General features: G+C 35.4%; 15 protein-coding genes and 1 pseudogene. 12 read left to right on the top strand and 4 right to left on the bottom strand.

The genetic code is table 11. The features are described 5' to 3' along the window. Positions 1 to 34 precede the first annotated feature (34 nt). Both UABHE_RS28650 and UABHE_RS28645 read right to left on the bottom strand, forming a co-directional pair. Positions 35 to 1,822 (bottom strand): hypothetical protein, encoded by a 1,788-nt coding sequence (locus UABHE_RS28650; protein WP_372366756.1) that lies wholly within the window; start codon positions 1,820 to 1,822, stop codon positions 35 to 37. Next, the gene (locus UABHE_RS28645) at positions 1,819 to 3,621 is read right to left on the bottom strand and encodes a hypothetical protein (RefSeq protein ID WP_372366755.1); all 1,803 of its coding nucleotides are present in this window, start codon (positions 3,619 to 3,621) and stop codon (positions 1,819 to 1,821) included. Before UABHE_RS28645 ends, UABHE_RS28650 begins: the two co-directional genes overlap by 4 nt. A 512-nt stretch (positions 3,622 to 4,133) precedes the next feature. Here UABHE_RS28645 and UABHE_RS28640 point away from each other — a divergent pair. The 6 genes from UABHE_RS28640 (at position 4,134) to UABHE_RS28615 (ending at position 12,087) form a co-directional block, all read left to right on the top strand. Further along, positions 4,134 to 6,086 carry a protein kinase gene (locus UABHE_RS28640; protein WP_372366753.1) on the top strand — a complete coding sequence of 651 codons (1,953 nt, stop codon included), beginning with the start codon at positions 4,134 to 4,136 and terminating at the stop codon, positions 6,084 to 6,086. Next, a complete protein-coding gene (locus UABHE_RS28635) occupies positions 6,073 to 7,455 on the top strand; it encodes a serine/threonine-protein kinase (RefSeq protein ID WP_372366752.1) in 1,383 nt (460 codons plus the stop codon). Before UABHE_RS28640 ends, UABHE_RS28635 begins: the two co-directional genes overlap by 14 nt. 253 nt (positions 7,456 to 7,708) lie before the next feature. Then, positions 7,709 to 7,855: a hypothetical protein gene (locus UABHE_RS28630; RefSeq protein ID WP_372366751.1), complete on the top strand. Its 147-nt coding sequence runs from the start codon at positions 7,709 to 7,711 to the stop codon at positions 7,853 to 7,855. Position 7,856: 1 nt separating this feature from the next. Beyond that, complete coding sequence (locus UABHE_RS28625; RefSeq protein WP_372371558.1) at positions 7,857 to 8,051, top strand: four helix bundle protein; 195 nt, start codon at positions 7,857 to 7,859, stop codon at positions 8,049 to 8,051. Between the two features lie 122 nt (positions 8,052 to 8,173). Then, positions 8,174 to 8,995 carry an IS982 family transposase gene (locus tag UABHE_RS28620; RefSeq protein WP_372366750.1) on the top strand — a complete coding sequence of 274 codons (822 nt, stop codon included), beginning with the start codon at positions 8,174 to 8,176 and terminating at the stop codon, positions 8,993 to 8,995. Positions 8,996 to 9,126: 131 nt separating this feature from the next. Then, complete coding sequence (locus UABHE_RS28615) at positions 9,127 to 12,087, top strand: HEAT repeat domain-containing protein (protein ID WP_372366749.1); 2,961 nt, start codon at positions 9,127 to 9,129, stop codon at positions 12,085 to 12,087. Between the two features lie 125 nt (positions 12,088 to 12,212). Here the strand turns inward: UABHE_RS28615 and UABHE_RS28610 are convergent, their stop codons facing one another. After that, positions 12,213 to 13,811, bottom strand: coding sequence for a phospholipase D-like domain-containing protein (locus UABHE_RS28610; RefSeq protein ID WP_372366748.1), 1,599 nt, complete (start codon positions 13,809 to 13,811; stop codon positions 12,213 to 12,215). 499 nt (positions 13,812 to 14,310) lie between these two features. Here UABHE_RS28610 and UABHE_RS28605 point away from each other — a divergent pair, with 499 nt between their 5' ends. Continuing rightward, the gene (locus UABHE_RS28605; RefSeq protein ID WP_372366747.1) at positions 14,311 to 15,591 is read left to right on the top strand and encodes a citrate synthase; all 1,281 of its coding nucleotides are present in this window, start codon (positions 14,311 to 14,313) and stop codon (positions 15,589 to 15,591) included. A 47-nt stretch (positions 15,592 to 15,638) separates the two neighbouring features. On the opposite strand, the pseudogene UABHE_RS28600 reads toward UABHE_RS28605, so the two are convergent. Continuing rightward, positions 15,639 to 16,595: pseudogene (locus UABHE_RS28600) on the bottom strand (cytochrome-c peroxidase); the annotation flags it as partial. A gap of 434 nt (positions 16,596 to 17,029) precedes the next feature. On the opposite strand from UABHE_RS28600, the gene UABHE_RS28595 reads away from it, so the two are divergent. From UABHE_RS28595 to UABHE_RS28575, 5 genes are all read left to right on the top strand, one after another. Further along, complete coding sequence (locus UABHE_RS28595) at positions 17,030 to 18,505, top strand: sigma 54-interacting transcriptional regulator (RefSeq protein ID WP_372366746.1); 1,476 nt, start codon at positions 17,030 to 17,032, stop codon at positions 18,503 to 18,505. Positions 18,506 to 18,577: 72 nt separating this feature from the next. Next, positions 18,578 to 19,411, top strand: a complete 834-nt coding sequence (locus UABHE_RS28590; RefSeq protein ID WP_372366745.1) for a hypothetical protein — start codon at positions 18,578 to 18,580, stop codon at positions 19,409 to 19,411. A gap of 35 nt (positions 19,412 to 19,446) precedes the next feature. Further along, positions 19,447 to 21,687, top strand: coding sequence for a serine/threonine protein kinase (locus UABHE_RS28585; RefSeq protein WP_372366744.1), 2,241 nt, complete (start codon positions 19,447 to 19,449; stop codon positions 21,685 to 21,687). A gap of 8 nt (positions 21,688 to 21,695) precedes the next feature. After that, complete coding sequence (locus UABHE_RS28580; RefSeq protein WP_372366743.1) at positions 21,696 to 23,594, top strand: tetratricopeptide repeat protein; 1,899 nt, start codon at positions 21,696 to 21,698, stop codon at positions 23,592 to 23,594. 41 nt (positions 23,595 to 23,635) lie between these two features. Then, positions 23,636 to 24,820 carry an isocitrate/isopropylmalate dehydrogenase family protein gene (locus tag UABHE_RS28575; RefSeq protein ID WP_372366742.1) on the top strand — a complete coding sequence of 395 codons (1,185 nt, stop codon included), beginning with the start codon at positions 23,636 to 23,638 and terminating at the stop codon, positions 24,818 to 24,820. The last annotated feature ends 168 nt before the right edge of the window (positions 24,821 to 24,988 follow it).

The following is a 24,988-nucleotide window of genomic DNA, read 5'->3' as shown; positions in this document are numbered from 1 at the left end:
CTTTTCTTAATAAAATATCTCTACTCTAATTGTGCTAAAACAACATGAGTATTGCTGCACCAATTACAACAGAGCCAGTAATTACAAGTTCGGCTTGCCCTTTATAAGTAAAATAAATTCCATTTTCTGGATTATTAAATTCTAGAGTTGCGCGTCCAATGTGCTTTGTTATAACATCGTGAGAAGGAAGAAGTGCGCTGTGAAAAGGAATTTTTTGTTTTTTCAAAATTCCTTCACCTAAACGAATAAAGTGTAGTGCAGTATTCCACCAACGCGCCAAAAGTAATTTTTGATTAAAGTACATTATCATTGTACAACTTGAATCTAGATTTTCTGTGCTTTTAACAAATTCGTCGCTATCAGCGAGAGAAGGACCGTCTGTTTCTGACCATTTTAAATAACGGCCGAGTGCTTGCGCACTATCACTCAGGTAAAAAGAATCATTTTCAATAGCATAAGACATGCCTGAAAAAGAATAAGAAATACTGCTTATAATGTATTGCACTGGATTTCTCATTGACTGCCTAGGATCGAAAGGATTATTCCCTAATTGGCCAAGTTTTGAACTAAAATAGTGAATGGTGCGTCCGTTTTGTTCAGTGCTTTTTATATCTAGTTCCATAGTGTTTGCCAGTGACTGTAAAAAGCTTTCTAAACTTTGGCGATTTTTAATTGTGTATACTGCAACAGAAGAAGGAAGCATTCCTCTCTTGTGTAAAAGACCTCCTTGGGTAACAGTACCTTCAAGAGCATCAGCGAGTTGATTCATATCAATGTTGGCATTTTGCTTTAAAAATTGCAAACCACCTTCATATTGCTGCATTAGTCCCATTTGTCCTTCAGGATCAACATCGCGAAGAATCTTTTCTATTTCGTTCATGACCGTTGTCAAATCCATATTGCCAACAGTAAATGCCATTGTATCCTTAGGAAATTTTTTGGCACTTGTCTTTACATCTACCGGAGTTGTCGGAGTTAATTTAAACAAACCATTTTTACCATTGGGAAGATGCATGAAAAAATGCGAATGAATATCGCGTCCAGAAAAATTGCTACTAAAGCCAATATTTTCTAAATCGTAGATAGCAGAGCGACCCAACATGCCATCAACAAAAGGAGGAATAAAGTTTTTTCCCAAAGCCCAACCATCTTTGCTGTTGATATAACCAGCGATTGAGGTAACTTCTCCTTCAGGAGCGATTTTTTCCATTACACTTTGAAATTGTGTACTAGAACTAAGGCCTTCGTTATTGTTATTGATTTCTGACATCAACTCTGGAGTACTGGCATACAACAATGTATTATTTTTCCATGTGTAACAACCAGGAAAACGTCCAGTGTGAATCTCAAGTTCACCTAATTTTTGGGTCTGAGTTTGAGGAGCAATCAGTTTGTCGATAATTTGGCGTATTTCATCGGAAACTTCTACTGAAAATGCGAAACGCACAGGCATTCTACGATTATTTAAATCGAGATCTACTACAGCAACTACCGCTTCCCCAACTATAGCGTTTAGAAACGTATCTAAGTTGGCGTCAACACCCGATTGTTCTTTTATTTTGCGAAATTCACGGTTCATTTCTTTGCGAATTTGATGTTCAAATACTTCGCGCATTGGTGCAAGAAATTCTTGTACTTCTTGCTCTGTATATAACAAGTAGAGATCAGATTTTAAAAAAGCGTCTTTCATTTCTTTGGCATCAGGGCACCAAATAGCCGCAAGAGTTTTTTGCGGAAGAGAGTCTAACAAATGAAATTCTTTTTGCGTCTGGGCTTGTAAAAATAGACAAACAGTGGATAAAATAATCAATATGTGTTTCACTTTATTCTCCTAATCATATCCTCAAGAGTTTCTACAAGCTGGCCAATACTGCGTTTAATTTGACGACGTTGACGATATGGTAGCCCTTCTTCAATAAGAAAAACAGCAAAAATAGGAAGAGCAGCAAGTTTTAACCCACCCATATGAGTATAGGATTCCAGCATAAGGCCTTCATTTGTTGTGGTAAAACCCATGCCTGTAGGTGAAAAATAGTTTGCAAGTGTTTCGCCATCTGGTAATAAGGCTGTATCAAGAGGAATCCCGGCAGCGCGTGCATAACCTTCCAGACTGCGAAGCATAGGAAGAAATAGATTCCAATAAGCTGCTAAAGAAGATCTCACATCTTGGTACATGAGAAAAGAAGGATTTTTTACTGATAATCTATCCATAGCATTTTTAAAATTCTTGCTGCTTGTGATGCCATCTTGAGATTGTTCACGTTGTTGAATGTAATCTTTTAGGCTGTGCACTTCTCCAATATAGATATAGCCATTGTCGAAGTAAAAACCCATGCTTGCAAAGAATAGACTCATTGCTATTAGTTCGTCTTCACGTGCGTATCCTCCCCAACGGCGTTTTGCGTTGACAGAGAAATAGTAAAGTGTATTACCACGATAACTGGTTTTGTGCGAACTGATATTTGCTTCTTTTCCAAGAAGTCCAAGCAATTTCCCCAGAGTAATAGGATCACTGCATTTGGCTGAAAGAATTGTGTGAGGAAAGAGGCCTGTTGTATTGTTTGTATATTGAAATAAGCCTATTTCACCAAAAAGTGTGCCTAAGTCGTTTTTTATATCTATGCCTAGTTCGCGTTTGCCACTTTCAAGCTCTCGACGAAACCCTTTGATTTCTCTTCCTGAAGGATCAACTGCTATAATTAATTTTTCAAATTTATTGAGAAAATCTTTTAGGTTAAAATTTAAACCTAAAACTAAGCTAGCATTTTGCGGAATGTTTTGTAGAAGTTCTTGAGACACAGGCAGCATTGTTGCAAGGTCTTTTATAACAGTATTACCCGGATAATCTATAAATATAGCATCGTGAAGATGATCTCCTGCAATGTTAACTGCCATAGCAATGCCATTTAGTTTATCTATTCCTAAATTTTTAACTAAGCCCACTTCTCTCTTAGGTATCATTGGAGAAAATGTTTGATAGAGTTGATGTGTATTTATGAAGATAAAAACACCAGGAATATGGTTTTTTTGGACTTTACTCTTGGTGTTTTGGTATGAGGCATTATTTTTTAAATTAGCACCACTACCAACTTCTATTTGTTGCAAGAGCTCCATGCTTGTAGCTGCAACCAGGTGATTACCGATAAACTTAAAATGAGCCATTCCATCAACATGATAACCCTGTTCATCTTGTTGAACCTTACCTTCGAGCATCGCCAATCCTTGTTGCGCCATTTCCATGCCGCTTTTTATTTCTACGCAAATCACAGCTTCCACTGGTATCTGACCGCCGCGATTCATCCCTGTAATCGCAATAGTGACTTCTCCTAATGCGATTTGCTGCACTTGATCCACTGCTTGATTATACTGCATCATGTAAGGTGCAATGAGTTCTTGGTAGGGTGTAATGAGCTCTGTCGCTACTCTTTGTAATTGTGGATCGTGAAGTAACTTGGCAATGCTAGTTTCTTCTAAAGCTGTTTGACTTTGCTGTAAATCAGGGAACGTTACCAAAAAAAGCGTATTTTCAGGTAAGCGTTCTTCTACTGACCAATCGTCTGCACTTAGACATACACCAACCAAAAGGTATAATAAAATTGGCCACATAGCAATATTCTTCATAGAAAACTCCTAAGTAAATAAAAAGATATTACAGATATTAAGTTATTTACTATGAATTGTGTAATCTTTTATTTTGATTTTTTTAAAAATTTAAACAAATAATAATTTTGTAATAACCTCTAACAAGACAACCTAATTGATTATTCGACTTTTTAAATTTTACATTTTATAATAGAAATATCAGGATGTGGTGCTTATTGCGGTGCCCAAAGTGACCTAGTGATAACACTCTGTTGTTAAACGTGTGATTACTCAGATGAGTAACAGATGTCGTTGTCTTATATTATATATACTGCGAGTAGTATCGAGCCCGCTTCCGAAACTTTCTAAAGGTGAAATGCTTCTTTATTTGATCAAAAGCTTTGAAATCGGCTTGAAAAAATATTTTGAATAATGACAGGCCTTAGTGATGTCTATGAAATCAAAGTGTCACTTCAATTAAAGAGTGTAATAAACAAGCAGACCACTTTATATTACAATTGAAAAATACTGCATGTTCAAGGGGCACACTAATGACGAATGACTTTGAAGAAAATGTTGATCCGAATATTTTTGGCAAAACGGCTATTGATCTTAATTTTATGGGGTCACGTTTTGCTCAGTACAAAATTTTAGGAACGCTTGGACAAGGAGGAGAAGGAAAGGTTTACAAGGCAGTAGATGTAAATTTAAATCGTTCTGTAGCTCTCAAGGTACTGCTTACTCAAGATGAAGCAAAAAATAATAAACGTAAGTACAAGCGCTTTTATCAAGAAGCTGTCTCTATGGCAAAGGTTGCACATAAAAATATTGCGCAGATTTATGAAGCTAATGTCTTTGAAGAAATACCATTTTTGGCGATGGAAGTCGTTAGTGGTGGAGATTTAAAAAACTATGTCAGTAACAAAAAATTGTCGTTGAGTAAAATAGCACTTATCATTGCCCAGGTAGCGGAAGGCATGGCATGCGCTCACAACAATAAAATTATACATCGCGATTTAAAGCCCTCTAATATTTTAATGGATGGCGATGTTCCAAAAATTACTGACTTTGGTTTAGCAAAGATGAACAATGTGCCAACAGATGTGTCTCGCAGCGGTAAAGTTGCTGGAACTTTGCAGTATATGCCTCCAGAACAGGCACATGGATCAAAAGTTGACAAACGAGCAGACATATATGCTATTGGCTGTATTTTATACGAACTTTTGACAGGGCGTCTTCCTTTTACTGCGTCAACCGCTATTAGTTTGATGTTTCAAATAACTCATGAAGAAGTAGTTCCGCCTTCACGTATCAAAAGAAAGATTCCAAAAGAGTTAGAATATATATGCCTCAAGGCATTAGAAAAAAAACCTAAAGATCGCTATAAAAATGCTAGTGATTTTGCCATTGATTTGCGCAATTTTGCAAATAAAGAAACTCCGCCATCAATCATTGGATATTCTCCTAAGTGGATGCGTATAAAAAGAAAGATAAAGAGCTACAAACATTTTATTTTCATAACGATTCTTCTTGGAGTATTGGTAATTTTTTGGAGCGGGTCTACTTCGAGTCATAGTGTAGATAAAAACCAAATACTATTAAATTGGAAAAACGACATTTTACAAAAGCTAAAAAAACAAAAGTTAGAGCATAGTGATTTCTATACTTATCAAAAGCATCACTATATGATAATAAAGACTCCTACTTCGTGGGAAAAAGCAGACATAATTTGTCGTTCTCTTGGTGGATACCTAACAACTATTACTGATCTTGAGGAAAGCAATTTTGTTATGTCTATTGTAAATAGGGGAAAAGAGTACTGGATTGGCTTAAAACGTGAAATAAACGAATCGACATTCAAATGGGTAACAAAAGAAGAGCTGCTATTCAAAAATTGGTCAATTATTCATCGAAAACCTAAAGAAACAAGAAGCAAAAAAGTGAATTTTGTAAAAATGACTATTGAATTAGATAATTCTTGTTCATGGTTGTACCAAAAAACAACAAATACACAACCATTTTTTATATGCGAGTGGGGAAAAAACCGCAAAGCAGTAACTGGGCATGGACGTAATGTTATTGCCAGATTTAGCGCTTCGTCTAATAAAATTAAAGCTATAAACATGGAGTACCCAAGAAATCTTGAGTTTTGGAACAAGCATTTTATTAGAATTCGTAGTATTGGAAAGCAGCATCATTTTGTTTTTGAAGCAAACTCTGACATTAATGATAACGTAATTTTTATGCTTAGAAATTTCTCCGGTATGTCTAATGGTAAAAGCAAAACTTATATTGATATCAACCTGAACGGGCGAGTCCTTCGTAAAAAATATGCCGTTATATATCAAAATGCACATGCAGAATATTTAAACGTTAGTGATTATATAAAAAAGGGTAAAAATAAATTAAGTATATCGATGCACCGCGATAGCCGTACAATATATTTCATAAAGGAAATAGTTATATATACCACATCTTTGAGGAAAAAGCATGAGTCAAAGTGATTTTCAATTTTTTGATATACAAAAAATGATTGGGCAAGGTGCGATGGGGAAAGTGTACCAAGCCTTTGACAAAAAACTACAACGTGATGTTGCGCTAAAAGTGATGAGTGGTGAACAAATTACTGATAAAGATGTTGCTCGTTTTTATCGAGAAGCTAATGCTATGGCCAAACTAAATCATCCTAATATTGTTCAGTTGTATAACTTTGGACAACACCAAGGATATCCATTCTTTACTATGGAACTCATTCCAGGCACAAATTTGAAAGATTATGTTGAGAATAAACGTCTTAAATTAGTAGAAATAGTGAGCATTTTGCAAAAAGTTGCGCAAGCCGTACATTATGCACATGAAAATGGGATTATTCATCGCGATTTAAAACCAGAGAATATTATGATGAACGGACGAGAACCTAAAGTGATGGACTTTGGTTTGGCGAAAGTGGAAGGCGCAAAACAACTATCGCGTAGTGGGGAAATTTTTGGAACGATAGCTTACATGTCTCCCGAACAAGTACTTGCAAACAAAGTGGACAAACGCAGTGATGTTTATGCTCTAGGGGTAATATTGTATGAATTATTGACAAAGAAACGCCCATTCTACGGTAAAGCTTCCAAAATGATGCAACAAATTATAGAGAAAGAGCCTCTTTCGCCAAGAAAACACAGCAAGAAAATCCCTATCGATTTAGAGACAATTTGTTTAAAGTGCTTGGAAAAAAAGGTGGCAAATCGTTATGCTAATGCCAAATTGCTTGTCGCAGATCTCAAAAAATTTTCACTTGGGAAACCAATAAAAGCAAAGCGTTCTTTGTCGTCTAGTTATCTAGGAGTTAGATTTTCAAAGATAATTCTTAGCACTATTTACCTGAGTATTGCGTTTTTTTTAGTATTCTTAATCTTTCCTACCGCAAAAAAAAAATCAATAAACACTAAAATCGCAGACTCCAAAATCAAAAAAATACCAAAAGAAAAAAGCAAAAATTCATTGCTGCAACTATTTGCAAATACCTCCGAATTTAACGCTTTAAAAAATATATTCTACGATTTTTCAAATTACGACAAAGAGATTATTGATGTAGTAAAATTCAAGAACTGTTATTATTTTTTGAGTGCCACTCCTGCATCGCGATTTGAAATAAGAAATATTGCCAATAGCTATCAAAATGCACGCCTAGCGAAACTAGGTAAAGATGTAATGCCTTTCATTCGCGAATTACTAGCAAAACATAAGATAACATCATGCCTTGTCCTAAATAACGCAGAAAAACCGCGCTTAATAGATGGTGATAAACAAGACGATTCTTACGGCGGTGATCTTGCCGTAATTAAGTGCAAAGCGTTTTTATACGAATGGCGACTAGACTGATTTTAATTGTGATTTTAATACGTTCTCTATCCTGATTCCAAAAACATTTATTTTGGGTTTGAGATCGATTTAAAATGTCGATATGCCCTAATTAAATATTTTTTTCCATTGATCTTGTCTATTATTTAACCCAAGTTGCGACCTATAAAAGTTATCGTATAGTCTGGTATAATTACTTTTACAAATTCGATGTGCGCGGTTCGAATCTCGTGAGACGCAGTCGTGGCACATGGCACGAAGTAAGGGTAATGCAATGAATTTTAATCATGAAAAATTAGATGTATATCAAGAATCACTAGAATATACAAAAGAAACATTTAATGTGATGGAGAAAATGCCATCAGGTTTACAGCTATTTAAAGGATCAGCTAAAAAGAGCATCGCCTTGAGTCCCTCTTAATATAGCAGAAGGCAATGCCAAATTTAGCAAAAAAGAGAAAGCAAGGTTTTTCTCTATAGCAAGAGCATCAGCAAATGAATGTAGTGCAGTATTCGATGTTGCTAAGATAGCCCAAATAATAGACTCAAAAGAAAAAGAGAAAATCAAAAAACTACTCTATAGAATAATTTGTATGCTTTCAAAGTTAATAGTCTAATTTTCGCACATGGAATATCGATCCACGACCACGAACCTCAAAAATCGAATTGCACACATCGTTTTTTTATACTGTTATAACGACTCTTCTCTTAAAGTAGGAAAAACAAGAAGGAGAAAGTCATGGAAAAAGAAATTATAATTGTTTTCTGTATATGTGATGAGATAACACAAGCACTCAAGATTGTAGAAGATTCTCAAGTTAAAATGACTAATTCAGAAATTATGACAACAGCATTAGTTTCTATGCTCTACTTTTCTGGCAACTTTGAAAAAGGACGAAATTTTTTAGCTGAACATGGCTACATCAAAAAAATGCTAAGTAAAAGTCGTTTCAATCGCCGCATACGTGCTATTGGTGAAAGTGTATGGCTTTCTCTTTTTCATTTGTTTGCTGAAATTAGTAAGCGAAACAATCTGCGAGATTATATCATAGATAGTTTCCCTATTCCGGTCTGTGACAATATTCGCATTAGTCGTTGCAAAATATACAATACACAAGATCATCGGAGTTGTGTTGCAAGCAAACGTCGTTATTTTTTCGGTTTGCGGGTTCATATGCTCGTCACCAAAACTGGTTTACCAGTTGAGTTTTTGCTTGCTCCTGGTGGCTGCAATGATTGTCGTGTTCTCAAACAATTTCAATTAGATATCCCTGAAAACTCTTTTGTTTTTGCTGATAAATCTTACAATGATTACTCTTTCGAAGATATTGTTTCTGATGCTCTTAATGTCTCTATCTTACCTCAGAGAAAGAAAAATTCTAAAAGGGCTTTTTCCGGAGCTACTGAGTTTATTCAAAAGGTTACCCGTAAAAGGATTGAAAATACTTTTAGTCAGATCACTTCTTTTTTTCCAAAGAAAATTCATGCTGTTACCTCTTATGGATTTGAGTTAAAAGTTGTCCTTTTTGTTCTCGCTTTCACTTTTTCTTGTTATTTTTAGGTCGCAACTTAAGTTATTTATCATAATAGTAATGAAAACATTTGGATGAGTTTTAGACGTGTGCTATAATGTCGAAAATTTTAAATGCTTGTGTAATTTGTATTTATGAAGAATTTGCATGGAGAATGTAGATGAAAATCAAACTAATAATGTTAACTTGCCTACTGCTCTGTACTTATCTGTATTCTCAGGAAGATAAAAAGCCCGAGGAGAAAAAAAATCTCAATGAGAGAAAAATTCAGCAAGTAGAGGCATGGATATCAGATTTGGAAAAATGGCCGTCGCAAGCTGCGAAAAGGTCTTTAAGAAGATTGTATAATGAAGGTGAATTTGCGATACCTTTTTTGCTTGTCGCTTTGAAAGAGAGTAAGCCAAATACTAAAGAAGCTTGTGCTGAATGTTTAGGAAAAATGGAAGCAAAAGAAGCTTTTTCTTTGATATCGTCTACGGCGTTAGAAAGAGAAATGCGTTCGCGAATTTCCACTTTGTTTCGTGCTTTGATCCTTATTGATAAAACGCGCGCGTATCCAGTGATTTTAGATTTTCTAAAAGCATCTACTCAGACAAGTCGTTACCCTGCTTTTCTTGCGCTTGCAGCGATTACAAAAAAAGAGCATTTACCTTTATTAAAAGAAGTTTTTGCTTCTAAATATGCCGGAACAAGAAAGTATATTGTTGATTTAGCGTCGCGTATAGAACACAAAGAGGGAATTGATTTTGTTATAGAGGCTTTAGAAGATCCGGCAGTGCAAGTGGCTTACAAGGCCGCAGAAATTTTAGGCACCAAAGATAGCGATGTTATACGCAATCGCCTACTCGACATGGTGAATTCTAAAAATAAGCGTCTAATGGGTTACGTTACTGTTGCTGTTACGATGCAAGAAGATACATTCAATCTTAAATTATTTAGTGACTTTTGGATACCACGGCTTTTACTCCTTGTTCGTTATGATCAAAAATTCGTTCGAGGTGCCGCTGCTGTTGGACTTGTTAATATTGGTTTTCAAACAGATAATCGCGAAATTATCGAATTAATGAATAAACAGTTGGCACCAGTACTCATAGAAAGTGTTATGGGGCGCGTTTACTATCAAGATTATGCTGCTTTACGTAAGATAGCTTATACAAAGCTCAAACAACTCACTGGACAAGATTTTGGATACTCAGATAAAGATTGGTGGGGTTGGTGGCACCAGAATAATGGCCGTTTCGAAGCTATACGTCTTCTGAAGGGTTTTTCTGTAAGCGATATCGATGGGGCATCTATTTCTTATCGTAAAACTGGTGGACCTGAAAACGAAAGTGTGCTTTTTGTTGCTAGTACTCAGAGTGTTCGCAAACGTGATGGTTACGATCGCGTTATTGTTCTCGATGAAGAGGATATGATTGGTTATTTGAACCATCTCAAAGAAGAGGATTTCTTTAAGTTAGAGACTGTATACGGAACTCGCACTGCGAATGTAAATTATCACGTTATTACTGTAAAAGTCAAAAATCTGGTAAAAGAAATTACTTCATATGACAAAGAAGGCGGAGTTGTTGAACCCCTTATATCAAAAATAAAATCCCTCGAAAGAAATAATGTGTGGCAACTCTACTGGGATAACCATAGTTACCCACAATGGTTATCGTGGTACAGACTTCATAAAAGCATTTTTCGTCGTTTAGATGATGAAGAAGACAAAAATTTAAAGCTCAAAGAAATGATTGTCAATTCTTATGGGTGGTTAAAACCAAAGGATCGACTTGCGGCGGCGAGGTTGTTTCATGAACTGATGGAAAAAGACCAAAATCTTCCTAACGGTGCTGCTGATTTAACTTTACTTCATATTCGTACAGAACTAGAACTCAATGATAGAAGTGTTGCTCTTATTAAAGGAATTGCTCTTTCACGTAAAGAATTTGCAATTACAAAACTAGTAGAGTATCTAATTGAAAATTATTCCGCTCGCGCTAGAACATTGATTAAATTTTTACTTACCAACGGGTCACGAAGAATAGCGACGCGCTATTTAAAACATGGTAACCCTACATTGCGAAGTGTGGCTGTAGAAGCTTTAGCAAAATTACCGAAAAACGAACTTACAAATTTGTATCTTCTTGGTATGTTAAATGATGAAAGTCGCGAAGTGAAACAGTCTGTGATTTTTTCTCTTGGTGAACTCAAAGTGAAAAAAGCTGTTGAACCTCTTACCGATACATTACAAAATAACCGAGAAACTGCAATTGTTAACGCTATTATTTTAAAAGCACTGGCAAAAATACAAGAAGAAAAATCTCTGCCAATATTACTTGGACAATTGCAAGCTAACAATGAAAGCTTACGGATTTCCGTTGCTCAAGCTCTAGGAAATATAAAAAGCGATCTTGCTATCAAGAGTTTAGTGGCACTTATGAATGGCGATTCCTCTCGAGAAGTTTGCCGTGTTGCTGCGGTGAGTTTATCGCAAATAGGTAATAATAAAGTAACTAAGGCTTTATTAAAACTAGCACATAACGATACAACACGTACCACTTCGCGCGTTTTAGCTTTACAAACGTTACAACGTTACCAAACAAAAAGACTATCTAAATCTTTACGTAAGCTGTTAAAAAGCAAAGAAGAAGAAGTTCGTATTGAAACCGCATTTTTACTCACTAAATTTTGGGAAAAAAAGGCAATTCCAATTATTATAGAGGCTTTAGACCACCCACGTCATAAATTTTCAGCTAGAAAGTATATTGTTAAGCTTACTTTTGTTCGTTATGAACTAGGTAATATCAAAAGAAAATACAATGAATGGTGGGAGCAAAATAAAAAGCTACCAATAAAACACTGGCTTTTTAGTGCTCTGCGTAAGAAAAAATATAATGTTGTGCCACTTCTAGATTACTTAATTGGAAACAAAAATGTTCCGCAAGCATTTCCTCTACTACTTAAAGTTTTAGAGAAAGAAGATTGGTATTTACAGTCAGGAGCTTGTTTTATACTTGAGGATTTAACAGGACAAAATTTTGGTGATATACAGTTTTATGTAGGAGTTGAGGAGAGGCGAAAAGTGGTAGATGGATGGAAAGAGTGGTACCAAAACTCTAGAAATAAAAATCGCTAATTTATTTTGTTTAGAAGAAAACGCCTGAAAGTTTTATCTTTCAGGTGTTTTAATTATCATAACTACTTTTGCTAGGTTACTTAGTTGCGGTATATTATTTTCAACCACCTCCCTAAGTTGGTGTATTAATCAGAAAGATGGTACGTCTTTTTTCCGTCTTTCTCTACTTCGTAAATCAGAGTTACATCTTCTAACCATTTTAATTTAGGAAGTAGTTTTTCTTCATCCATTTTTGTTTCAGCAATTAGTTTTTCGAGATCACAGCCATTGCGATTCTTATGCATTTTGTCCATTATTATCCGACAAATAACACTGCTATATGCTTTCTTTATACGTCCTTTTAGGTAACGTCCGCGATAGCCTTCAATTACTTGAGGGTTGGTTAATTTTTGTTTTCCAGGTTCTTTTGGACGTACACGATCCCACATGAAATTAAATTCTGCCATAAAACGATCTATTACATTTTGAGCTTTGGGAATTGAGCCGTCAAAGACCATTATGTTTTCGAAGTTGCGCACTTCGGCAGACTCAGACCAGTTGTAACTTCCTAGCCCCATTATCTTTCCATTAACTACTACGCATTTGTGATGCAGTAATAAATTGCGTTGGTGCATTAACATTGCCGATTTACTTTCTCTGTCCCATCCGAAAGCGTTAGAACGCCACTTGTAACGAATCTCAAAGTTCTTTAGCTTGCGTGAGAAAGCATTGTTTTCCATAAATTGCCCCATGACCCCACGGTGATTTTCGTCGCTTTCTATTTGAGTTTGGTCTAAGAGAATGCGTACTTTTGCTTTTGGATTGCGTTGTGCCAAATAAAGTAGAGTATTGGCTAAGTTATAATGTGTAAAGCTAAACATTGCTACATCAATAGTTCCACCTTCAGCACTTACTTTACGTAAAATATTCGTTAAAGTATCGTCTATTCTTTGGTAGTGTTCGATGTCGATTGGTTTTGAGTTAGAAACAATTTGTACTCCACTCCACTGAGAATCAACAGGTAAATGTCTTTCACTTTCTGTGTTTTTTGTGGTTTCAGTACCATATTCATTCCACAAACGTGAAAATTCTTCTGCTAATTGTAAGCCAATATACGGTTCGTTGCGAAAAAAAACGCGGTTTTCAGCAAATAGATGACCAGCTCCCCACGAGACATTAGCGCTACCACAAAAAGCATGTAGAGGTAGTTTGCTGCCCGGTTTATATATGATACCGAATTTCTCGTGCATAGTCCCAAAAATAACCTTACCATCGTCGAGAACACGCGTTCTTTCGCGCTGTTTCATTACCTCTGGAAATATCTCTTTCAATTGAAAATCAAAACTACGCTTTTCTTTTTCTGCGGTTTCTTTTTCGGCAAAAATAGCTTTTTTAAGATTATCGCGAATTTCTGTTGTCCAAGAGGCACAAGCATCTACGATAAGCTTTACCTTAATACCGCGATCGCGTGCAGCAGCAATAAGAGCATCTAGGGTCTCTTTATGACTAAAAGCATACATTGCTATTTTTATTTGACCATTTTTGGGAGCGCGTTGAATCATGTCGATTAAAGCACTATTTAAATCAGCGGTAACTTCTTTACCATCTACCATAGTAATTGTACGTTTGTTGTTCTTTTCTGCAAACCCACCGTTAGGTGCGAAATAAATTTCTACATCAGAAAAGAGAAAGGTACTACAAACAACAAAAGCAATGTAGCACAAAATACGTTTGAAATTCATCATGCTGTCCTTTGTTAAATTTTAAGTTTAAATTTAAGCAAGTCTGCAAAATTTCTTGTGACTTACTTAAGTGATCTGATGACAACTTATAATTAGACCACTTAGAATTCGTAGAGCACATCTATTATAAATGATTTTGTATTCCATTTCCTAATAATTTCTTTATGGACATGCCCTAGGCAAATAACCTTGCTTGACACTACTGTAATAAAAAGATATCATATTAATTTTGCGAGCTTGTATAGCTATTGCACAAGCGTTCGCTTAAGGGGTTTGAAAAAAAATCGCATATCATTTTGTGTATGATTTTTTTCAAACCCCTTAAATAAAACACGGTTATTTTGTATTTGTCTTAGGTGTCATCAATGAAGTAGTAAAATGGATACTATTCTATTGCAATAATTTTGATATAGAAAAAATAGAATAACCAGATATTTTAACTATCTGTAAAAATGATATGTTCTAATGGGAAATACAAAAGCATTTACGGAAGGCAATAAGTATGTCAGACAACGCCGAGTTAAAAGTTGGTGATAAAGTTTACGAACTTCCTGTTATAAAGGGAAGCGAAGGAGAAGTTGCCGTTGATATAAGAAAGTTACGTGCTACTTCTAATATTATTGCTTTAGATGAAGGATTTGCAAATACTGGAGGATGCCAAAGCTCAGTTACTTTTATTAACGGTGAAGAAGGTATTTTACGCTATCGTGGTTATTCCATCGAGCAACTTTGCCAAAAATCTAGCTTTTTAGAAGTATCATATTTATTAATATATGGCGAACTACCTTCAAAACAACAGCACGAAAAATTTGTTTCTGACATTATGAGACATTCGATGGTAGACGAAGATATTCGTAAATTTTATGAAGCTTTTCCTCGCACTGCACACCCTATGGCTCTTTTATCATCAGTAATATGTTCTCTATCTACATACTACCAAGATGAACTCGATATCAATGATGAAGATGCTGTATATATGACAATTGTACGTTTAATTGCCAAAATTACTACTTTGGCGGCTTATGCGTATAAAAAATCTATTGGTCAACCTTTAGTTTACCCTAATAATAATCTCGACTATGCTTCGAATTTTATGCATATGCTTTTTTCAGTTCCTTGTGAATCTTACCAAGTACAACCTGCGATTGCTAAGGCCCTTGATCAACTTTTTATCTTACACGCAGATCACGAACAAAACTGTTCAGCTACCACAGTACGTGTTGTAGGAAGTAGCGAAGCGAATTTATTTGCTTGTATTGCCGCTGGAATTTGCGCTCTTTGGGGACCGCTACACGGTGGAGCTAACCAAAAAGTAATCGAAATGCTAATGAACATTCAGCGCAACGGTGGAGATTCTCAAAAATACTTAGCCAAAGCAAAAGACAAAAATGATCCTTTCCGTTTGATGGGTTTTGGGCATCGCGTTTACAAAAACTTTGATCCACGTGCTAAAATCATCAAAACAAGTTGCGACGAAATTCTAAATAATATCGGTGTGAACGATCCTCTACTTAGAATCGCAAAAGAATTAGAGGAGTCAGCATTAAACGATGAATACTTCGCAAGTCGTAAATTGTATCCTAATGTTGATTTCTACAGTGGTATTATTTACCGAGCTATTGGTTTTCCTACTAACATGTTTACTGTTTTATTTGCAATTGGACGTTTACCTGGTTGGATTGCACAGTGGCGCGAAATGTTAAAGAATCCAGGCCGAAAAATTGCGAGACCTCGTCAAATATACACAGGTCAAAATTTGAGAGATTTGGATAGTACAACATAGATTGTAATATACAGGTTCTAAAATATTTAGAACCTGTATTATTTATATTATTTAGACTTCTTTTTTTCGCCTTCTTCTGATGCAGGTCCTGCCTCTAAATTTTTACCTGATAAAGCTTTTAAAAACTTTACGATATAATTGATATCGAGCTTGTTTAGTTTTTTATTTAATTGCAAATAGGCAATTTTTTCGACAGCTTCTTCCAATGTTTCGATTTGACCATTATGAAAATAGGGTGCTGTAAGAGCAACATTTCGCATGGAAGGAACCTTAAACAAAAATTTGTCTGCTTCTTTTTTCGTTTCTTGGAAACGTCCAAGATCCTTCGTATTTTCATATGGATTAAGCAAACCAGTTTTATTGTAAGAATCGCCTCCCATAAGTGGACCTTTATGACAAGTTATACATCCTGTTTTTATGAACTTATCTAAGCCGATTAGTTCATCTTCGTCTAGAGCTGTTAAATCACCTCTTTGAAAATCGTCAAAACGGTCTTTCGAAATTAATGTTCTTTCGAAGGCTGCGATTGCAATAGCAACATTGTCATAAGTGACAGGTTTTTCTGATTTAGGAAATGCTTTTTTAAATAAATCTTCGTATTCTTTTATACCATCCAACTTTTCAATTACATGCGTCTCACTTGGCATTGCCATTTCAACAGGATTTAAAATAGGACCTTTGGCTTGCTCTACTAGATCCTTTGCACGGCCATCCCAAAATTGAGTAAAGTGAAAACCTGCATTGTATACTGTTGGCGAGTTACGATCTCCATTTTGTCCTTTTGTTCCTGGAGAAGTAGGAAGATTGTCTACACCTGCAAGATTATTATCTACACGGTGGCACGAATTGCAAGAAATTGTATCGTTTTCTGATAGTCTTGTATCATGGTAAAGTTTTTCACCAAGTGAAATTAATTCTTGGGTGTCATTTTCACTGCCAGGCATCTTGTCTGGTATTACACCAAAAACTTCTAAGGCTGACTTTTGTAATTTTTGCGCTTTTTCTTGGAGTTTTTTATTTGTTTTACTTGTATCATCTTGTGCTGGTTTTTGCTCTCCGCAAGCAATTAGTAAAAACAAAATGGTAAGTAAAAGAAAGAATCTGTTCATTGTAGTTGTTCCTTTTTAATATGGTTGTTTTAGTAGCTACTATGCATATCTCATGCCAAACATACGTCCTCACCGTAATCATAATTTTTACAATCGATTTTAGCAATAGAATATATTTGCTTTTGTAAACTTTTCCTATAAAGAATTTAGCTCAGCAGAAGTTTGGTTCGACCACTGTCGTATCATAATTACTTTAAACTTTATTTTTTCTTCTATTTATAAGTCATGCCTTCCATTATTTTACTTGATCCTTTACGATATATCGTAATATAATTAGCTGCATATCGTACATCACTATATATCGTAAATTGTGTAAAGAGAGGGTGGATGTGAATATTGCAACACTGCACGAGATCTTAGAGGCTCTAAACAAAGTGCTACGAGCCGATTTATCAGCGATACTTAAATTTGAAAATGATGATACGCTTGTCGTTTTGGCATCATCTGGTCCTCTAAATGTTCCTAAATTGAAAAATAAACGGGTGTCCCTACATGATCGCATAAGTCTCAGTGAAGCTTTACAACTCAAGGAACCAAGTGTTCTTATCCATAAAGATCACGAAGAACACGATAAAGATACCTACTCTGATGTACTTGATTTACCAATTGATCATTCGTGTATGGTGGCACCTTTGAGAATAGATCAAAAGTTGTTAGGTGCTTTAACTATCGATGTGGTAACTTGTGATGCTTTTAGCGAGGATCTTATTAAATCCATTAGTGGCTTTGCTCATCTTGCAGCTAAGGTCATGTACGAAGAAGAACGAGCAAATGATCTATCGCGTAATCTTGAAAAATTTGCCGTAGAAAATGCCAATTTGCGAAGTACACTTAAGGGAGTTGCGCTTGTTGGACAATCTACTCCTTGGCTCAACGTAGTAAATCAAGTACGTTTAGTAGCTCCGACTCCTGCAACAGTTTTAATTTCTGGGGAAACAGGTACGGGAAAAGAACAAGTTGCTCATGCAATTCACCAATGGTCAATGCGCTCTCAGAAATCATTTATCGCGCTTAATTGTTCTGCTATTGTTCCAGAACTGGCTTTAAGTGAACTTTTTGGCCACGAAAAAGGCGCTTTTACGGGAGCAAATCGTAAAAGAGAAGGTCGATTTGAGTTGGCGCATGGTGGAACACTATTTCTTGATGAAATTGCTGATCTTCCCGCCCAAGCTCAAGCACAGTTACTGCGAGTGATTCAGGAAAAAACTTTTGAACGCGTTGGCGGTAACACTACTTTAAAAACAGATGTAAGGTTAGTTGCTGCTTCGCATAAGAATTTGCAACTAGAAGTCGCAGCAGGTAGATTTCGCGAAGATCTATTTTATCGTTTAAATACTTTTCCTATTTGTTTGCCTAGTCTAAATGAACGTCGAGAAGATATTGCTTTGTTAGCCGAATATTTTTTAACAAGACTAAAGTCTAGTTGGTCTATGCCTAATTTACAGTTATCAACAGCAGCTCTTCATGTTTTAGAAAAATACTCTTGGCCTGGAAATGTACGCGAATTGAGTAATGTTCTAGAGCGTGCGGCTATTTTAGCTCGCGGAAAACGCATTACTCCGCAGTATTTACCACTTACGAATAAAAAAGATTTTTCTAAGAGTCCACGCGTTTTTAAACTTAAAGGATTTTGTATGCCAGAAGATCTCAACCGTTTAGAAAAAGCAATGGCGCGAGAAATAATGTCGGCGTTAGTAGAAAGTAATGAAAAAATCTCAGGAAAAAATGGAGCAGCTGAACTTCTTGGTGTACCTCCAACAACTCTTCACAGTACAATAAAGCGCTTGCGGCTAAAGGTAAATTAAAGTAACACGTATTCATGCCGCAAGTCTCAAAAAGTATAAAATGTTTGCACATCGGAAGCGAATTATTACAATATGGTAGATAAAAAACATTATCAGTCTGTGCGTCCCCAAGGCCACGAAACACGGGGAAAGACCACAAGGAATCGTTTGCGTCGCGTTGATAATTTTGTTCTTATATACGCAAAAAACTTACTACAAAAGCAATTTTCTGGTGGTTGCAATGTTTTTGTTGATTTAGGATACGGAGAATATCCATTTACTACAGTAGAAAGTGCTATGCGTTTTCATATCGTCAATGATAAATTGTTTGTTGTCGGTGTTGAAATTGACAAAAAGCGTGTTGCAAATGCCTCTACATTTAAAAATAAAAGAATAGATTTTCGTCATGGTGGATTTAATCTACCTATTGAAAAAGATAAAGAACAAGTTAGTGTTTTACGTGCATTCAATGTCTTGAGGCAGTACAAAAAAGAACAATTCAAAGAGGCGTATAGTGCAATGTTGCCATATATTACAAGTGGTGGCCTCGTTATAGAAGGAACCTCTGATCCTCTTGGACGCATTTGGGTAGCGAATATATTTCGTAAGATATCAGGATGTTTACGCCAAGAAGCTATTGTGTTTTCAACAAATTTTCACTGTGAGTTCCATCCTGAAACTTTTCAAACTGTGTTACCAAAAAACTATATAGAGTGCATGGTTAAAGGGGAAAAGATATACGACTTTTTTGTTGCTTGGAAATCTGCTTATCATCAAAGTTTATATTTAAAAAATTGGGGGCAGCGTCAGCTTTTTAAAAAAACAGTTACACTACTTACTCGTAGCGGACATCCTATTAATCCTTGCAAGAAATATGTGTCGCGTGGGTATCTTTTGTTATACCTCAACGATGAAAACTATGTTTAAGGAACATGGTAAGAAATACCATTTAGGAGAATGAAATGGATTACTCAAACCGGCCTACACAACAAAACTTTAGTGATTATATCGGACCATATCGTATAGAAGGAATTGTTGGCCAAGGAGGAATGGGACAAGTTTTTCGCGCGGTTAACAAGGAAGGAAAAGCTGTTGCTCTTAAATGTATAGTAAAAGGTACTTCTTCTGATATTGAAATTCAACGTTTTATAAGAGAAATTAAAACCACATATCGTTTAAAGCATAAAAACATCGTAGAACTTTACGATGCAGGGCAAACAAATCGTTTTATCTATTACACAATGCCTGTATTAAAAGGAAAGTCTCTTAATGTCTGGCGAAAAGAAACTGAACCTTCTTTGCGAGTTATTGTAAAAATAATGGAGAAAATATGTCGAGCAATTCATTTTGCACACGCACGTAATGTTGTTCACCGCGATTTAAAACCAAGTAATATCTTCATCGATAATGATGGCGAGCCGCAAATTATGGATTTTGGTATCGCTAAAATACTCGATACTCAAAGAGAATTATCTAAAACTGGTACAATACTTGGAACGATAAGTTATATGGCTCCAGAACAAGCAACAGGTAGAACAAAGGAAATTGATGCTCGTTCTGATACTTATTCTTTGGGGGTTATTCTTTATGAAATGATTACAGGTCGTAACCCTTTTGAGGGCGAATCTGTAGATATGTTATATCAAATTGTTCATGAAACGCCTGTTAGTACTCGCGAAATAAACAAAAGTATTCCTAATGATTTAGACTATGTCTGTTTAAAAGCAATTGCTAAAAACAAAGAAAATCGTTACTCTTCAACAAAACGCATGGCTATTGATTTAGGAAAAGTTTATAGTTCACGTCGTGGTAAGCTTTCTCAAAGTCAATTGATGAGTCAAAGCATTTCTCACAAAATAGCACGCAATAAAAGTGTAATTAAGAATTTTCTCTTGGTATTGTGTGGAGCCGTTTGTATGTTGTTGTTTTTTATAATTTGGCAAATAGCCCAAGAAACTCCTAAAGAACCATCACCAGAACAAGATTCTGTGGCTACAGAACTTTCTGCTCAAAAAAATGATCAACATTCTCATCTATTATCTACGGCAATTTTCGATTTAATTTCAAGCGCCAGAAAACAAAATGCGAAACAAATTAATATTAATCAACAAAAAGTTCTCAATGCTATTAAGCAGTGGTTTTTAGAAAAGCGTTTCAATGTAGAATCTAAAAAATATCTTGATCGCTTATTTTCTCACCCTAGTATATCTATAAAATTTCGAAGACAGGTACTTGATACTATTGACTTTTTTTGGATTCAGAAAAATGTCAATCAATTTTTTTTCATTACTGAGGACATTCACGCAACCATGGCTTTGTGGAGTCTAGAGCAACATCGTTTACTTGTTTTACAAGAAAAAGCAAGCTACAAAGTGTCTCTTCTTTCTACAAGAGAAACTAGTAATAATGATCAGGCTTACCAAGAGTTGTTAGACACGTTGATTGTTCTAGCTAAGCAAGACGCGGAAAAAATTAATAAGCAAAATGTACCTGGAGATGCTACGCGTCGTTGTGGTTTGTATTTATTTGGAATTATCCGTTGTAAACAATTTTTTAATCGCAATGTTCAAAGTGAGGCAAAACAATTTTTTCAAATTTTAGACAGTTTATATCGCAAAGTAAATAGTAGTAATAATCGTTTAGAAGATGATTTTGTGACATGTCTGTTTTATGAAAAGATTATTGGCTTTACTTTGAAAAAGCTACTTGATCCCACGAGTTTTGTTTCTTATAAAGAGCGTATAAAAAAGATAAAGTCATTGTTTACTATTGAAGAAAAAAAAGAGCACTTGCGAAAAATAGCTGAGCTGTGCTATTTATTCAGTGGCTACTCTGACTTTGCTCCAAGGTTTATATCAAGGTTACATTTTTTATATTGTGAAATTTATGTACCTAGTATTTTATATACTAAAGATTTACATAAAAATGTCACTTACAATTATACATTTGCTTCACTTTTACTAAAAACGCCAGAATACGTATATCCGTATCACCGTTATATAACAAATGTCCGTCAATATCAGCATATACAAAGAATTATGCCTTATGTAAAAGATGTTTGTGCTCAATCTAAAAAGCGTTTACAACACATAAAAGAAAAAACATATAAGAAGTGTGGTTTAGAGAAAGAAGCGTTGGAGATAGAAAAATATATTTTTTTACTCGACCGCTATTTAGTTAAAATTCAGTCGCGCAAAAAGTAGAGGTTTTTATGATAAAGAGATATCTAATTTTATTGAGTGCGTTAGTATATTTTGTAGTAGCTCAAGATTATAATACACAATATCAATATGCTTATAAATTATACAGACAGAAAAAATTTGTAGAAGCTAACGAGATATTTCGAACGATCTTATTGTCTCTTCATAAACAACAAAATATGCGTTATAAAACACTGTTCTTTCGTGGTAAATGTTTCTTTTACCGAAAATTATATCGCTCCGCTATTAGCCAATTTAATGCGGCAATGACATTTGGTAAAGATGATGTAGATATATTCTATAATCGTGGTAAATGTTACTTTTTTTTAGAAAATTACGATTTGGCAATAGACGAATTTACAAAAGTAATTACGCTATTTCCTAATAGTGTTTGGGCACTTTATTATCGTGCGAATAGTTATTTTTTAGCTAACAAACAAGCACTAGCTCAAAGCGATTATGAGAGACTTCTAGAATTATCTCCGCATTTTTATCAAGGATGGATTGGCTTAGCGAAGATTTCGTATTCCAAAGGTAAATTGCGTTTAGCAGTAGAGCAACTTACGAAGAGTTTTCCCGCCGAGAATAATGAAACTCACTATTATTTGGGAATAATTGCACTCCACAATAACAAAACGGTAGATGCTTCTTTCTCTTTCAAAAAAGCTATTAAGTATAATGAACAAGATCAAAAATCTTGGTACGAGTTAGCAAAAATATATCTAAAAGAACAGAAGTATACTAAAGCGTTACAAGGTTTTATGCGAGCAGAGAATTCTATCAATAGCAAAGGTTTACTTCTACAAAAAGGTATTTGTCTATATTATTTGAATAGATACCAAGAAGCAATGACAACATTCAAACAATCTTTGCAACAAAGAGAATCGGCAAAAACTTTTTATTATTTAGGACTTTGCTACAAAGAACAGAAAAACTTTGAGCAAGCGTCATTTTATTATACAAGATCAATCCGTTTAAATCCTCGGTTATGGAAGGCTTATCGCGAACGCGGCCATTCATTTAGTCAAATAGGGAAGTACTTTCAAGCACTACAAGACTACGATGTACTTATCGATTCTGGCAATGTCGATTATTTATCTTATTTTTACCGGGGTGAAGTGTATGTAAAAACAAGTAAAGATAAAGAGGCTTTACGCGACTTTAATAGATGTTTAGGAATAAAAAACAATTATCCTCCAGCATACGCAGCACGAAGCCTTTTAATTTTGCGTTTAAAAAATGATATCAAAGGGGCGCTTTCCGATATAGAAAAAGCAATAGAGTTAGCACCTAACGAATCTAGCTATTTTAACAAGCGCGCTATGCTAAAATACCGAGTAGGAAATGAAGCCGAAGCACTTAGTGACATCAGCAAGGCCATCAAACTTGATGGTAAGGATAAGTATTTTTATAACAGAGGAATGATTTATCGCGCCCAAAAAAAATGGCAAGAAGCAATAGATGATTTTACTACAGTAATTAGCCTCAACGAACGGAATGCCCAAGCATACCATAGTAGAGGACGTACGTTCTTTTATGAGAATCATTTGCAAAAAGCCATGCGAGATTTTGATAAAGCTATTGCTATTTCGCCAGAAGCTATGTTTTATTTTCATCGTGGTCTTGTGCATAGCGAGTTAAAAATGCTTAAAGAAGCGCTCATTGATTTCGATAAAGCCATTGAAATTAGATCCGAAGCTGAATTTTATTACGAAAAAGCGATAATTCTCTATGATATGAAAAAATTCTTAGAAGCGCTTCGAGAATGTAATCAATCTATTACTGCAAATCCTGATGTGGCGGATTATTATTTTTTGCGCGCTAAGATTCATGAACTATTAGGAAATGAGGAAGATGCCGCTGTAAATCGCGCGATGGGAAAACGTTTGAATAGTAAAAGTAATTACTAGGATGCGTTTCTATACTTTTAACGAAAAGAAAGGAAATTTTTGTGCAAAAGAGAACTATTGTCACTATGCCAGGAGATGGTATTGGTAAAGTTGTTTTGTCAGAGACAATACGTGTTTTGAAAGCCGTTGAGTTTGAGGCTGATTATGTTCACGCGGATATTGGGTGGGATTTTTGGTGCCAAGAAGGAAATCCTTTACCGCAAAGAACCATTGATCTTATTGAAAAACATCGCGTTGGATTGTTTGGAGCAATAACATCAAAACCAAATAATGAAGCACAAAAAGAACTCGCACCTCATTTGCAAACAGAAGAGTTAACTTATTTTAGCCCGATTGTAAAACTTCGTCAACATTTTGGTTTAGATATTTGTATTCGTCCCTGTAAATCTTTTAGAGGCAACCCTCTTAATTTTATACGCCGCAGCAAAGAAGGAGGGGTTGATGAACCAAGAGTTGATGCTGTAATTTTCCGTCAAAATACAGAAGGGCTTTATGCTGGAGTAGAATGGACAAATCCTCCTCTTTCATTGCGAAATGAATTAGAAAGGCATCCGCGAATGTCTTTTTTTAATAAGGTACCAGCGGAGGATTTGGCTATATCTACACGGGTTTTTAGTCGCAATGCTTGCCGACGTATCATAAAACAAGCATTTGAATATGCGCAGAAATATGGACACAAATCGGTGACTGTTTGTGAGAAACCAAATGTTTTGCGCGAGACTTCTGGAATGCTAGAAGAAGAGGCTATAAAAATTGCGAAGCAATTCCCTGAAATATCACTCTATTCAAACAATATTGATGCACAAATGATGTGGCTCACAAAAAACCCAGAAGATACAGAGGTGATTGTTGCAGGTAATATGTTTGGTGATATTATTTCCGATGGTTTTGCTGGGCTTGTTGGTGGGCTTGGATTTGCATGTAGCGCTAATATTGGTGATGACTGTGCTGTTTTTGAACCAACCCATGGTTCCGCTCCTAAATATGAAGCCTATGGTGTATCTATTGTTAATCCTATTGCTATGATAATGAGTGCAAAGATGATGCTTGACTATCTTGATGAACGAGAAAAAGCACAACAAATAGAGGATGCGATTGCAAAAACAATTTCTACTTGTGAAGTACAAACTTATGACATGAAAAAAATGCGCGGTCGTGAAGATGTTGTAAAGAATGGCGCTGCAAGTACAATACAAATGGTCGATGCAATTATCGCAAATTTATAAATAAAAAATTTGAGACGATAATACTTCACGTTATTGGCTCTTGGCGAGTGAAAGCTCAATAATTTTTGGCAAAGAAATTTTTCTTAACTTAATGATAGTGAAGCCGGAATCCTGGTGTAAGACGAGTTTGAACATTTAGGTTATAACCAACAATTATGAAACCTATTT

The organism is Candidatus Uabimicrobium helgolandensis (assembly GCF_041508025.1).
Taxonomy (GTDB): domain Bacteria; phylum Planctomycetota; class Uabimicrobiia; order Uabimicrobiales; family Uabimicrobiaceae; genus Uabimicrobium; species Uabimicrobium helgolandensis.
This window is presented reverse-complemented; position numbering and strand designations above follow the sequence as displayed.